This window comes from Aestuariimicrobium kwangyangense DSM 21549 (assembly GCF_000421525.1).
GTDB lineage: Bacteria > Actinomycetota > Actinomycetes > Propionibacteriales > Propionibacteriaceae > Aestuariimicrobium > Aestuariimicrobium kwangyangense.
Genome location: NZ_ATXE01000004.1, coordinates 248,419 through 260,592, shown reverse-complemented (window position 1 = coordinate 260,592; position 12,174 = coordinate 248,419). Strand labels below are relative to the sequence as shown.

The 12,174-nt window shown below is 68.4% G+C and carries 12 protein-coding genes and 1 riboswitch; of the genes, 4 read left to right on the top strand and 8 right to left on the bottom strand.

Going from position 1 to position 12,174, the window contains the following annotated elements; all coding sequences use genetic code 11:
• Positions 1 to 18 precede the first annotated feature (18 nt).
• From H507_RS0113145 to H507_RS0113125, 5 genes are all read right to left on the bottom strand, one after another.
• The gene (locus H507_RS0113145; RefSeq protein ID WP_022911163.1) at positions 19 to 696 is read right to left on the bottom strand and encodes an ECF transporter S component; all 678 of its coding nucleotides are present in this window, start codon (positions 694 to 696) and stop codon (positions 19 to 21) included.
• A gap of 42 nt (positions 697 to 738) precedes the next feature.
• Positions 739 to 847, bottom strand: a riboswitch (TPP riboswitch).
• A 27-nt stretch (positions 848 to 874) separates the two neighbouring features.
• Positions 875 to 2,221 carry an ABC transporter substrate-binding protein gene (locus tag H507_RS0113140; protein ID WP_022911162.1) on the bottom strand — a complete coding sequence of 449 codons (1,347 nt, stop codon included), beginning with the start codon at positions 2,219 to 2,221 and terminating at the stop codon, positions 875 to 877.
• 67 nt (positions 2,222 to 2,288) lie between these two features.
• A complete protein-coding gene (locus H507_RS0113135; RefSeq protein ID WP_022911161.1) occupies positions 2,289 to 3,185 on the bottom strand; it encodes a carbohydrate ABC transporter permease in 897 nt (298 codons plus the stop codon).
• Entirely contained in the window at positions 3,182 to 4,111 is a 930-nt protein-coding gene (locus tag H507_RS0113130; RefSeq protein WP_022911160.1) for a carbohydrate ABC transporter permease, read from the bottom strand. Before H507_RS0113130 ends, H507_RS0113135 begins: the two co-directional genes overlap by 4 nt.
• 208 nt (positions 4,112 to 4,319) lie before the next feature.
• Positions 4,320 to 5,213 carry an HhH-GPD family protein gene (locus H507_RS0113125; protein WP_026378214.1) on the bottom strand — a complete coding sequence of 298 codons (894 nt, stop codon included), beginning with the start codon at positions 5,211 to 5,213 and terminating at the stop codon, positions 4,320 to 4,322.
• Between the two features lie 77 nt (positions 5,214 to 5,290).
• Between H507_RS0113125 and H507_RS0113120 the strand changes: the two genes are divergently transcribed.
• Positions 5,291 to 6,043: a hypothetical protein gene (locus tag H507_RS0113120; protein ID WP_026378213.1), complete on the top strand. Its 753-nt coding sequence runs from the start codon at positions 5,291 to 5,293 to the stop codon at positions 6,041 to 6,043.
• Between the two features lie 5 nt (positions 6,044 to 6,048).
• On the opposite strand, the gene disA is transcribed toward H507_RS0113120, so the two are convergent.
• The 3 genes from disA to H507_RS0113105 form a co-directional block, all read right to left on the bottom strand.
• Positions 6,049 to 7,107: a DNA integrity scanning diadenylate cyclase DisA gene (disA, locus tag H507_RS0113115; RefSeq protein ID WP_281166945.1), complete on the bottom strand. Its 1,059-nt coding sequence runs from the start codon at positions 7,105 to 7,107 to the stop codon at positions 6,049 to 6,051.
• Complete coding sequence (gene radA / locus H507_RS16905) at positions 7,100 to 8,548, bottom strand: DNA repair protein RadA (protein ID WP_022911155.1); 1,449 nt, start codon at positions 8,546 to 8,548, stop codon at positions 7,100 to 7,102. Before radA ends, disA begins: the two co-directional genes overlap by 8 nt.
• Before the next feature lie 64 nt (positions 8,549 to 8,612).
• Positions 8,613 to 9,251 carry a VOC family protein gene (locus H507_RS0113105; RefSeq protein WP_022911154.1) on the bottom strand — a complete coding sequence of 213 codons (639 nt, stop codon included), beginning with the start codon at positions 9,249 to 9,251 and terminating at the stop codon, positions 8,613 to 8,615.
• 154 nt (positions 9,252 to 9,405) lie between these two features.
• Here H507_RS0113105 and H507_RS16900 point away from each other — a divergent pair, with 154 nt between their 5' ends.
• The 3 genes from H507_RS16900 to H507_RS0113090 all read left to right on the top strand — a co-directional run bounded on the left by H507_RS16900 (position 9,406) and on the right by H507_RS0113090 (position 12,108).
• Positions 9,406 to 10,314 carry a sugar phosphate isomerase/epimerase family protein gene (locus H507_RS16900; RefSeq protein WP_245558945.1) on the top strand — a complete coding sequence of 303 codons (909 nt, stop codon included), beginning with the start codon at positions 9,406 to 9,408 and terminating at the stop codon, positions 10,312 to 10,314.
• 64 nt (positions 10,315 to 10,378) lie between these two features.
• Positions 10,379 to 11,308, top strand: a complete 930-nt coding sequence (locus H507_RS0113095; RefSeq protein WP_022911152.1) for a proline dehydrogenase family protein — start codon at positions 10,379 to 10,381, stop codon at positions 11,306 to 11,308.
• Positions 11,305 to 12,108 (top strand): CPBP family intramembrane glutamic endopeptidase, encoded by an 804-nt coding sequence (locus tag H507_RS0113090; RefSeq protein ID WP_084707860.1) that lies wholly within the window; start codon positions 11,305 to 11,307, stop codon positions 12,106 to 12,108. Before H507_RS0113095 ends, H507_RS0113090 begins: the two co-directional genes overlap by 4 nt.
• Positions 12,109 to 12,174 lie beyond the last annotated feature (66 nt).

Genomic DNA, 12,174 nt, shown 5'->3' with positions numbered 1-12,174 from the left:
GCACTCATGGGTGTGGGATCAGACCCTCGCCCGGTGCTCGCGTCCGGCAGCGAAACGGTTCAGGGCACCCGATGCCGCCAAGGCTCGGGTGAGGGCCCAACCGAGGGCGCCGGCGAGGACGGCACCCGAGACCAGCAGGCAGCCCAGGTAGGTGAGGTTGAAGACAGCCGACTTGGCTCGGTTGCCGAAGAAGATGAACTCGTTGAGCCAGGCACCGGCTCCAGCGGCCGCGCCGGCCAGGGCGGCAACCGGCAGCGTGAAGCGGCGGTAGAGGAAGGCCAGGAAGACCAGTTCGGCGCCAAGACCCTGGAAGAGGCCCGAGACGACGGTCGACCAGCCCCACTGGTTGCCGATGGCGGCGCTGACGATGGCCGCGACCAGTTCGACCAGCAGCGCGGCACCGGGGCGGCGGATGATCAGGCCACCCAGCACACCGCCGAGCAGCCAGGGTCCGACGACCAGCCCGCCGACTCCGGGCGTGATCGCGTCGAGGGTGCCGAAGAGGGCCCCTCCGATGGAGTTCCAGATCCAGAAGACCAGCCCGATGGCCACGCCGAGGACGGCGGCGACGACGATGTCGACGACCCGCCAGCCCCGCTGGGTGACCGGGGTGGTCTCGTCCACCGCCGGGGGCTGGGTGGCGCCCGGGTTGATGTCGTCGGGGTGGGTGATGGGATTGGTGTGGGGGTTGGACATGTGTGCCTCCGATTCATCAGGGCACGGGTGGCGCCGACCTTCGGCGCGGCGAGATCATCTCCCTGCGCTGGCATGACCCAGATCAGGTTCGACGGTCGAGGGCGGCAGCCCTCCTCTCAGTCCGGTTCCCCGGACTCCCGTGTTGCTGAGGAGAGCATACCGCCGAACCGCCAGCGGGTCAGCCGAGCTTCGGCTTGACCTCCTTGGTGTAGATGCCCTCGAGAGTGGTCTTGAGCTGGTCGAACCGAGCCTGCGGCTCAGCCTTGCCGGTCATGACGTCGGAGTTGGCCATGCCGATCTCACGGTCGCCGCCGGGCAGGAACACGCGGGCGGTGTCCTGCACGCGGGTGTGCGCGAGCTGCTTGATGGCCTCCTGCGCCTGCGGACGCTCCTTGAAGACCGACGACATGTCGGCCGACTTGCGCACAGGCATGTAGCCGGTGGCCTGCGCGAACTTGGCGGCATTCTCGGGCTGGCCCATGAACTTCAGGAAGTTGGCGGCCGCCAACTGCTGCTCGGGCTTGAGGTTCTTCGGGATGCCGAGGCCGGCACCACCAGTGGGGCAGACCTGGTCGGTGGCCTTGGGGCCACCGGGCAGGAAGGCGACCCCGACCTCGAACTGGGCGGCCTCGAGGATGCCCACCAGGGAACCGGTCGAACCCACGGTGCAGGCGACGGCCTTCGCCGAGAAGTCGGCGGTGGCATCCTTGGCCGAGACCCCGGCCCACGTGCCGACGGAGTTCTTCGAGAAGGTGACGGCGTCGATCACGGCCTGGCTGTTGCAGGTGATGTCGAAGTCCTTCGACAGCTCGCCGCCCCAGGCCCAGATCTTGTTCTGCAGGGTCCAGGAGTCGTAGTCGGCGGGGGCCGGGTGCTGGTAGACCGACTGGATGCCCGAGTTGGCCGACTTGATCTTGGTCGACATCTCCTCGAGTTCCTGCCAGGTCTTGGGGGCCTGCACGCGGGCAGCCTTGAACATCTCGGCGTTGTAGTAGAACAGCGGGGTCGAGCGGGCGTAGGGAACGCCCCACTGCTTGTCGCCGTACTGGTAGTCCTTGACCAGCGAGTCCTGGTAGTCGGTGGCGTCGAACTCAATGGCCTTCATCAGGTCGTCGAGGGGGATGATCAGCTCGTTGATCATGTTGCGGAACCACCAGACGTCCGACTGCAGGATCACGCCCGGCAGCTGACCGCCGGTCTGGGCGGTCTGGAACTTCTGGGCGACCTCTTCGTAGGAGGCACCCGCCGTGACCAGGCTGACCTTGGTCTCGGACTGCGAGGAGTTGAACGCGTTCACGATCGCGGTCTCGACGTCCTTGGACTTGCCTGGGTGGTTCGACCAGAACTGGATCTCCTTGGCCGGCTTGACCGACTTCCAGTCGACCGACTCGCTCGACGACGACGCCGAGGCGCCGCCCGAGGTCGAGGGGCCACCGCACGCGGCCAGCGCGGTGACTCCGGCGGCAGCACCGGCGAGGCCGATGAAGCCGCGACGGTTGAGGTTCGCAAACTCGGGGAGGGACATGACGGACCTTTCGATGGTTTGACTCACGTGGTTGGTGCAGGGGTGGGTTTGTGGGTGGTGGGTGGGCTCAGTTGGAGAGGGAGCCCTGGGTGAGGCCCGCGACGATGTAGCGCTGCAGCATCGAGAAGACGACCAGCACGGGCAGGATCACCAGCACCGAGCCGGCCATCATCACGCCCCAGCCCTGCGGTCCGGACTCGTTCGAGGCGAGCAGAGTCAGTCCGACCGGGAGGGTCATCTTGTTGGGGTCGGTCGTGATGATCAGCGGCCAGATGTACTCGTTCCACTCGCTGACGATGGTGACGAGCGCCACGGTGGCGATGCTGGGCCCCGACACGGGGACAACGATCTGCCACAGCCTTCGCCAGTGACCTGCACCGTCCACCTCGGCGGCCTCGAGCATGCTGGTGGGCAGGGTCTTGAAGTGCTGGCGCAGCAGGAAGGTACCGAAGGCGGTGCCGAGCCCCGGGAGCAGGATTCCCCAGTAGGTGTTCTCGCCCCCCATGGAGGCGATCAGCACGTAGTTCGGCAGGATCGAGACCTGGCTGGGCACCATCAGGGCGACCAGCACCAGCACGAAGATCACGTTCTTGAACGGGAATCGCACGAACACCAGTGCGTAGGCGGTGAGCAGGGCGAGCACGACCTTGATGGACGACCCGACCGTGGTCAACATCACCGAGTTCAGGAAGATGCGCCCGAAGGGGACGTTGCGCATCGCCTCGGAGTAGTTGGTGAACGCCCAGTGGTCGGGCAGCAGTTTCGGCGTGAGGGTGACGATCTCGTGCACCGTCTTGAAGCTCGACAACACCATGTAGAGCAGCGGCAGGGCGACCACGAGGGTGGCCAGCAGCAGCGGCAGGGCACCACCGAGCAGGGTGGCGACGAGGTTCTTCCGCGTCCACATGCCGGGGAGTGGTTGCTCGACCAGCGCGCGACGGTCGACGACGGGGGTGCTGGTCATGCGTAGTGCACCTTCTTCTCGACCCAGGCGAGCTGGATGACGGTGAGCGCCAGCAGGATGACGAACAGGATCACGGAGATGGCAGCGGAGTAACCGGCCCGTTGGTAGGCGCCGAAGGCCTGCAGGTAGGCCTCGTAGATGAGCACGCGGGTGCCGTCCGAGGCGGGGGTCATGATCTTGATCAGGTCGAAGGCCTGCAGGGAGTTGAGGATCGTGGTGATCGTCAGGAACAGGGTGGTGGGGCCCAGCAGCGGCAGGGTCATGTGGCGGAACCGTGACCATCCCGAGGCACCGTCGATGGACGCGGCCTCCATCACGTCGGAGGGCATCGACTGCAGCCCGGCGAGGTAGACGACGGCGCAGTAGCCGAGGTTCTTCCAGACGTAGACGATGATCACCATCACCAGCGACAAGCCGGGGTCGGAGAACCACTGCGGGCTGCTCAGCCCCATCCCGCGCAGGTAGAACGACAGCACGCCATAGGTGGGGTCGAAGATGAACGACCAGATCAGGCCGACCCCGACACCCGAGAGCACGTAGGGGGCGAAGACGGTGGCCCGCGCGAAGGTTCGTCCCGGCACGGCCGTGTTGAGGGCGAGGGCCACCAGCAGGCCCAGCAGCATCGAACCGCCGACCGTGGCCAGGGCGAACAGGCCGGTGGTGCGCAGCACCAGGGCAGCGTCCCCACTGGTGAACCACTCGACGTAGTTGTTGAGGCCGATCACCGTGGCCGTGCGGGAGCCCAGCTGCCAGTCGAGAGTGGAGTACTGCAGGTTCACGATCAGCGGGCGGTAGGTGAAGGCTGCGATCAGCGCCACATTGGGCAGAGCCATCATGGTGAAGATCAACGCGTCGCGGCGATTGCGCGGGCTGGCGAAATACGGCCGCTTGTGGGCGGTGGTCGGTGCGGGTGCAGCGACAGTCATCGAGGGGCAACCTTCCGGACCCACCCGGTGGCGAGTCCTCGGTGAGTCCACCAACCCCCCATGGGCGCGACAAGACGACAAACGATTTCCGTGGGCAAGGTTCGCCGAGGGTTCACCGAAGGTGGGTCGGGTGTCCCGGAACTGTCACGCGGGCGACACCTGGCGGTCAGGTTCGGCGCCGACCCCGCATCTCAGGCGTCACGACCGGTCACAGGGTCCAGCCGTCGACGCCCCGTCGGGCCAACCCGTCGGCCGCCAGCGAGTCCAGGCAGCGCCGGGCCTGGTCGGCATCGCGGGTCCACAGGGCCAGCAACTCGTCGGTGCCGAGCGGACGAGGACTCTCGCGCAGTTCGGCCAGCATCACCCCACGGCACTGCCGATCGGTGCCGTGCCAGGCCTGACCGCGGCGCGGTTTGCCCTGGTGGGCTGGCCGGCCAGCCAGGAACCAGCGGCAGGACGAACTCACGGGGCAGCGATCGCAGGCGGGGGCCTTCGCGGTGCAGACCAGCGCTCCCAGTTCCATCGCCGCGACGGCCCAGGTGGACGCGACCCGCGGGTCGTCCGGGGTCCAGGCGGCCGCGAGGTCGCGTTCGGCACGGGTGAGGTGGTCGGCGGGGAACTCCACCCCACCGGCGAGCCGCGCCAACACCCGGCGCACGTTGGTGTCGAGCACCACGGCGCGCTGTCCGAACGCGAACGAGGCCACCGCGGCGGCGGTGTACTCGCCGACACCGGGGAGCGTGCGCAGGGTGGCCAGGTCTGGGGGAACCCGTCCCTCGTGGTCGGTGGCGATGGCGGTGGCAGCCGCGTGCAGCCGCAGGGCTCGGCGGGGGTAGCCGAGTCGTCCCCAGGCCGCCACGGCCGATGAACTGGGGTCCGAGGCCAGGTCGGCGGGTTCGGGCCAGCGGGCCATCCACTCCAGCCAGACCGGCAGGACCCGCACGACCGGCGTCTGCTGCAGCATCACCTCGCTGACCAGCACGCCCCACGGGGTGCGCTCGGCGCTCCGCCACGGCAGGTCGCGCCGGTGCTCGGTGTACCAATGCAGCACGATGTCGACCACGAGATCGGGGTCGGCGGGCTGTGGTGGGGGCTCGTCCATCGTGAAAAGCCTAGTCGGCTGGCTGCGGCTCGGCGTGTACTGACACCTCGCACGGGTCGGCTGCCTAGCATGCGGTCATGAACCCATGGCTTCACCCCCAAGGGCCGGAGTCGTCGCGGACCTACTGGCTCCGACGTGGCCTCGCCGTGGTGGTTGCCCTGGTGGTGCTGGCGTTGGCCGTCCGTGTGGTCGACGTCATCGCCGGACGAGGGGACTCCTCGGCCACGATCCGGGCCAACGCGCCTGTCTCCTCCGCCACGACCGCGAGCCGGTCAGCGACCCGCACGTCCGCCACGGCTTCGGGTGCGGAGCCCACCACCAGCGCCGCGAGTGTCAGCCCCGCTGCCGCCCGCAGTTCCACACCCGGGCCCGCCGGCACCTCCGCCAGCCCCAGTGCGAAGCCGACCTCCCAGCCAACGCCGACCAACCCCACCCCGATCAGGCCGACCTGTTCCGTCGACGACCTGCGGGTCGCCTTGGCCGGAGCACGCCAGGTGAAGTCGGGTGCGACGACCACCTATCGCATCCGGGTGGTCAACACCTCGGAAGCCGACTGCGCGGTCCCCCTGGCCGGACAGCCGATCACCCTGGCCATCACTTCGGGCACCGACAAGATCTGGACGACCGCTGACTGTGCGACCTGGGGTCCGCACGGCACCCTGCGCATCAAGGCCGGTGCCGAGCGGGTCTTCCCGATCACGTGGACGACCCAACGGTCCAGTTCGGGATGCTCACTGGTCAAGCAGCAGTTGCGTGGCGGCACCTACTGGGCGAAGGCCACCCTCGGCAGCCAGAGCGCCAGCTACCGGACGGTGCTCTACCTGGGCTGACCCCGTCAGCCCCGGCGGGAGTCCTGCAGGGCGTGTTCTGCGATCCTGAGCACACCCTCGCGGATGAGTCTGGCCCGTTGGTCGCCGATGCCGTCGACCTCGAGCAGATCGGGGATGGTGGCACCGATGATGGCCTGCAGCGAGCCGAAGTGCTCGACCACGCGGTGCACCACGGACTGGGGCAGTCGTGGGATCGCCTGCACCTGGCGGTACCCGCGAGGCGTGACGCCGGTGTCGAGTTGGTCGGCGCTGAAACCGAACACTCGCGCCACCTCCAGCACGTCGAACAGTCCGTCGGTGTGCAGCGCTCCCAGCCCCGCCCACCCGAACGGGGCGTCGCTCTCGGCTGGCCGATAGTCCTCGGCGAGGGCATCGGCCAACTCGTCCAGACCCTGGTTCTGTTCGCGAACCTGCAGTTCGAGCAGGCGTCCCTCGATACCCAGGGCGGTCACGTACCCCGACAGTTCGGTTCCCAGCCGCCGCAGCATGGCGAGTCGTTGGGCCACCAGGGTGACGTCGCGCACGGTCACCTGGTCAGCGACCTCCAGCGAGGTCAGTTGGGCGGTCAGTTCGTTGAGCCGCTGACGGTAGGAGGCATGGGCCGCCAGCGCCTGCGAGGCGCGGCTGATGATCTGCTCGGGCCGTTCGACCGGGTGCCGCTGGCCGTCCATGAACAGGGCGATCGTCGACATCGATGCCGACACCGTCACCACCGGGACGCCGGTCTGTTGTGCCATCCGGTCGGCCGAGCGGTGCCGGGTGCCGGTCTCTGCCGTGGGCAGGGATCCCTCGGGCACGAAGTGCACCCCGGCCCGGACGATGCGGTCGAGATCGGTCGACATGATGATGCCGCCGTCGAGCTTCGACAGTTCCCGCAGCGCCTGGGGAGTGAAGTCGACGTCGATCTCGAACCCGCCCGACGATGCGTTCAACACGCTCCGACCGTTGCCCAGCACGATCAGGGCACCGGTTCGCCCGTGCAGGATGCGTTCCAACCCGTCACGCATCGCGCTGCCCGGTGCCAGGAGGGCCTGGTACTTGCGCAGGCGGGTGTCGTCAGCCACGGCGACCACTGTAGTCGGACGAATCCGAACCGCTGCGGCGAAGATCGAGCACCCCCAACGCGTCGGCCAAGGTGGCGCACTCGACCACCTTGAGCCCGTGCATGCGCGGGATCTTCTGGGACGAATCGCGGGAGTTGGCCGGGACGATCGCCAGTTCGAACCCCAACCGGGCGGCCTCGCCGACGCGGCGTTCCAGCCCCGGCACCCGGCGCAGGTCGCCGGCGAGACCGATCTCACCCAAGGCCACCACCCGTTGCGGGAAGTTCCGGTCGACCGCCGCGGAGGCCACCGCAATCGCCACCGCAAGGTCGACCGAGGGGTCGCCGACCCGGGCCCCGCCCACGGTGGACACGTAGACGTCGTGCTGGGAGAGGGGCACCCTGGCCTTGCGTTCGAGCACCGCCAGGATCATCGCCACCCGCGAGGACTCGATGCCCGAGGTCGTCCGGCGCGGAGAGGTCTGGTACGGGGAGGGTGCCACCAGCGCCTGCACCTCGGCGAGCAGCGGTCGACGGCCCTCGACCGTGACCGTGACGCAGGTGCCGGGCACGGGTTCGGTGTGGTGGCTGGTGAACAGCCCCGAGGGGTCGGTGACCTCGTTGATGCCGGTCTCGGACATCTCGAAGCAGCCCACCTCGTCGGCAGGCCCGTAGCGGTTCTTGGCGGCCCGCACCATCCGGAAACCGGAGTGTCGGTCGCCCTCGAAGGCCAGCACCACGTCGACCAGGTGCTCGAGCAGTCGGGGTCCGGCGATGCTCCCGTCCTTGGTGACGTGCCCGATGATCACGACAGCCATCCCCCGCCGTTTGGCGACCCGCACCAGGGCGCCCGTCACCTCACGGACCTGGGTGATGCCGCCGGGCGAACCGTCGGCCTCGGCCGTGCCGATGGTCTGCACCGAGTCGACCACCAGAAGGCTGGGTTCCACCTCTTCGATGTGACCCAGGACGGTGCCCAGGTCGGTCTCGGCCGCCAGGTAGAGGTCGTCGGCCAGGGCGTCGGTGCGGGTGGCCCGCAACCGCACCTGGGCGGCTGACTCCTCGCCCGTCACATAGAGGGTGGGACGACCGGCCCGACCATCGCCTGCCGTGGCTGCTTCACCGCGGGCCCACTTCGCGGCCACCTCCAGCAGCAGGGTGGACTTGCCCACCCCGGGCTCGCCGGCGAGCAGGACGACGACTCCCGGCACCAACCCGCCGCCGAGCACCCGGTCGAGTTCACCGATGCCGGTCAGTTGCCGGTCGGCCTGGCCGGCGGGCACCTGGGAGATCCGGATGGCCTTGGTCGCAGGCACGCTGCTGGTGACCTGTTGCAGTTTCGGGGCGCCACGCTCGGCCACCGAACCCCAGGCCTGGCACTCGCCGCATCGACCCACCCAGCGCACGCTCGTCCAGCCGCACTCGGTGCACTGGAACGCGTCCTGGGTCTTCGCCTTGGCCATGCCGATGACTGTAGGGGAGGGCGCCGACAATTCAGCGTCGGTGGTTGATCGGCCACCGCGGACCTCAGATGCGGACGAGTCCCTTGCCGGGCACCTCGAAGGTCACCGACTGGATACCGGGCTGGCCATTCTCACTGGTGAAGTTCAGGTTCACCCCGTCGAGATCGGAGCCGAGTTCCTCGCCGATCCACTCGTCGACTCGATCCTTGGAGCCGGCGAGTTCCAGACCACGCAGCGCGATGTCGCCCTGCAGGGCGCTCGGCAACAGGTCGGGGGTCGACTGCCACTTCAGGAAGTAGGGCAGCTGCGGGTCGGCCATCAGGCCCTTGATGCCGATCTGCTCCCACTCGAGCAGGCGACCGTCCGGGAAGTGACGCGATCCCGGCACGGCCTTGCGGTCGAGGCGTTGTTCGTAGGGTGCGAGGTCGTCAACGCTGATGACCCAGCCGAGCCAGCCACCGCCCATCTCGGAGCGGGCGCGCACGGCCTGGCCGAAGACGGCCTTCTCGCTGGCCGGGTGGTCGAGCACCTCGACCACCTCGAGGTAGCGACCGTCGGTCAACGGCAGGATGTGGTTACGGGTGCCAAAACGGGGATGGAAGCCACCGTCCTTGAACTTCTCGCCCAGCACCTCACTGAGCTGTTCGACGCGGGCATGCAGCCCCTCGGGTCCGCAGGCAAAGATCAAGTGGTCGACGTGCATGGGATCATCATGGACCGACCCGCCGACAAACGTGAAACCGGCCCCCTCCAAGCCGTCCAGCGGCGCCACAGCAGTGGGGATTCGGGTCCGTGAGTGTCGCGCTGGGAGTAGCGTGGCACGGGTGAATGGCACTCCAGCAAGCCAGTCCAAGGTGGTGTTGTCCACCACATCCGTCTATCCCGACGGCGTCGAAGCGGGCTTCGAGGTCGCCGCTGCACTCGGTTTCGACGGCATCGAACTGATGGTGGGCATCGACCCGCTCGCCGCGGACGTCGACGCCGTCGAGCGGCTGCGTGACACCCACCAGGTTCCCGTCACCTCGGTGCATGCACCATGCCTGCTGGTGACCCAGAAGACCTGGGGGCGCGACCCCTGGACGAAACTGCAGCGCTCCGGTAAAGCCGCGGAGCGGCTGGGGGCGACCACCGTCGTCGTCCACCCGCCCTTCAGGTGGCAGAAGACCTACGCCACCGGCTTCGTGAAGGGCATCGCCCGGCTGAACCACGAGTTCCCCGGGGTCACCTTCGCGGTCGAGAACATGTACCCGTGGCGCTCGTTCGCACGTCCGTTCCAGGCCTACCTGCCGGCCTACGACCCCAGCGAGCTGCCCTACAACCACCTGGTGCTCGACTGCTCCCACGCCTCGACGGCGCAGATGCGCTCGCGCGACCTGGCCGCCCAGTGGGGTGACCGGTTGCACCATGTGCACCTCACCGACGGGGTCGGCTCCATCAAGGACGACCACCTCTTCCCGGGGGAGGGAACCCAGGAATCCCTCGAACTCCTGGACGACCTGCGGCTGGCCGGGTTCACCGGTGACATCGTGCTCGAGGTCAACTCGCGACGCTCCGGTGGCCGGGCGGGACGAGAGGCCAGGCTCGGCGACTCCTTGATCGCGATGCGCGAGCGTCTGGGCGAGCCGGTGTCGGAGACCACCGAGACGGAGACGCGCCACGCCCACGAAGAGGAGCAGACGGCTCCGCACGACCTGGTGGCAGGTGACCTGCCCTTCACCGATGGTCCCCACTTCGACCTCAGCCGCTCCGGTGGCGTGAAACACTGACGACCGACGCCGGACGGACCGGGCGACGACCCGGGGTGGGCGTCCCCGCTTGTGAGGGAGAGCAATGCTGCGACGAAGCCTGCTGCGCATGGCCAACGACCCGAGGGTGCGCTCACGTGTCGAGTCCGCCCCGGGAACCGATGAGTTGGTGTCCAGGTTCGTGGCCGGACGGACCGCTCCCGAGGTGGTCGCCGTGGCCGACGACCTGACCAGCAAGGGTCTGCAGGTGACCTTCGACCGGTTGGGCGAGAACGCGACCGACGAGGACGAGGCAGCCGAGTGCACCCAGGGCTATCTCGACCTGCTGGCCCTGGTGGCGCAGGAGCCATGGGCCGACCAGGTCGACGTCTCGGTCAAGTTGTCGGCCGTGGGACTGCAGCTGGGGCGCGCCGGTGAGCAGCTTGCCCACGACTTCACCCGCCGCATCTGCGAGGCCGCTGCCGGGATCGGCGCGACCGTGACGGTCGACATGGAGGACCACACCACCACCGATGCCACACTCGCCGTCGTCGAGCGACTGCGGCAGGACTTCCCCTCGACGGGTGCCGTGCTGCAGGCCTACCTCCGGCGCACCGAGTCCGACTGTCGAGCCCTGGCGACCGAAGAGTCGCGGGTACGACTGTGCAAGGGCGCCTACTCCGAGCCCGCCGGTGTCGCCCTGCAGTCGCGCCACGAGATCGACCTCTCCTATGCCAGGTGCCTCCGGGTACTGATGGAGGGTCCCGGACATCCGATGATCGCCACCCATGACCCGCGGCTGGTCGAGATCGGGGTGGCGCTGGCCCGCAAACTCGGCCGTGACCCGGGGTCGTTCGAGTTCCAGATGTTGTTCGGTGTGCGCCCGATCGAGCAGCGCAGACTGGTCGACATCGGTCACCAGTGCCGGGTCTACCTGCCCTACGGCACGGACTGGTACGGCTACTTCACCCGACGGGTGGCCGAGAAGCCCGCCACGGTGTCGTTGTTCGCACGCCAGTTGATCGGACGGCGCTGACCACCGTGACCGGTGTCCCGGTCCTCGAGGTTCTGGCCACCAATCGGCGCCGACGCACCCTGCTGGTCGAGACCGCGATCGTGCTCGCCATCTCGCTGGGGCAGTCGGCGGTCTACTCCGTGCTCAGCATCATCGAGCGCCTCACCCGGGCGGTGCCGCTGGCACAGCAGACCTCCCAGCTCAACACCTCGGCCACCCCTGATCGTCCGTGGTTGGACCTCGCCTACCAACTGGCCAATGTCGGCTTCGGCATCGTGCCCGCGTTGTTGGCCGTCCACCTGCTGGCCAGCCGGTTCGTCCCCCGAGGCGGCGTCGCCGCGGCGCTGGGTACCTCTCCGAGGAGAGTCGGACGGGACCTCGTGTGGGGAGTGGGTGTGGCCGCTGGCATCGGAATCCCGGGGCTCGGCCTCTACCTGGGTGCACGCGCCCTGGGGATCAACACCACCGTGCAGGCGGCCAACCTGGGCGAGAACTGGTGGACGGTGCCGGTGCTGGTGCTGGCCGCCGCGATGAACGGGGTGCTCGAGGAAGTCGTCATGATCGGCTACCTGGTGACCCGGTGGCTGCAGGCCGGCTGGCGCACGTGGGTGGTGGTGGCCTGCTCGGCCCTGATCCGAGGGGCCTACCACCTCTACCAGGGCTTCGGCGGATTCGTCGGCAACCTGGTGATGGGGCTGATCTTCGGGGTCTTCTTCGTCAAGGTCAGGCGCATCTGGCCGCTGGTCATCGCGCACACCCTGCTCGACGTCGCCAGTTTCGTGGGCTACTCCTTCCTCGCCGGACGAGTCAGCTGGCTGTGATTGCGCCCATTGGGGGGTGTGCCCGGGTGGTTCGCGTGCCTAGGGTGGAGGAGAAGAACAGCCGGA

Coding starts and splice junctions, on each gene's coding strand:
- radA (WP_022911155.1), bottom strand. CDS start 8,548: ATGGCCAAGGCGAAGACCCAGGACGCGTTCCAGTGCACCGAGTGCGGC.
- H507_RS0113130 (WP_022911160.1), bottom strand. CDS start 4,111: ATGACTGTCGCTGCACCCGCACCGACCACCGCCCACAAGCGGCCGTAT.
- H507_RS0113145 (WP_022911163.1), bottom strand. CDS start 696: ATGTCCAACCCCCACACCAATCCCATCACCCACCCCGACGACATCAAC.
- H507_RS0113140 (WP_022911162.1), bottom strand. CDS start 2,221: ATGTCCCTCCCCGAGTTTGCGAACCTCAACCGTCGCGGCTTCATCGGC.
- H507_RS0113120 (WP_026378213.1), top strand. CDS start 5,291: ATGAACCCATGGCTTCACCCCCAAGGGCCGGAGTCGTCGCGGACCTAC.
- H507_RS0113105 (WP_022911154.1), bottom strand. CDS start 9,251: ATGCACGTCGACCACTTGATCTTTGCCTGCGGACCCGAGGGGCTGCAT.
- H507_RS0113135 (WP_022911161.1), bottom strand. CDS start 3,185: ATGACCAGCACCCCCGTCGTCGACCGTCGCGCGCTGGTCGAGCAACCA.
- H507_RS0113125 (WP_026378214.1), bottom strand. CDS start 5,213: ATGGACGAGCCCCCACCACAGCCCGCCGACCCCGATCTCGTGGTCGAC.
- H507_RS0113095 (WP_022911152.1), top strand. CDS start 10,379: ATGCTGCGACGAAGCCTGCTGCGCATGGCCAACGACCCGAGGGTGCGC.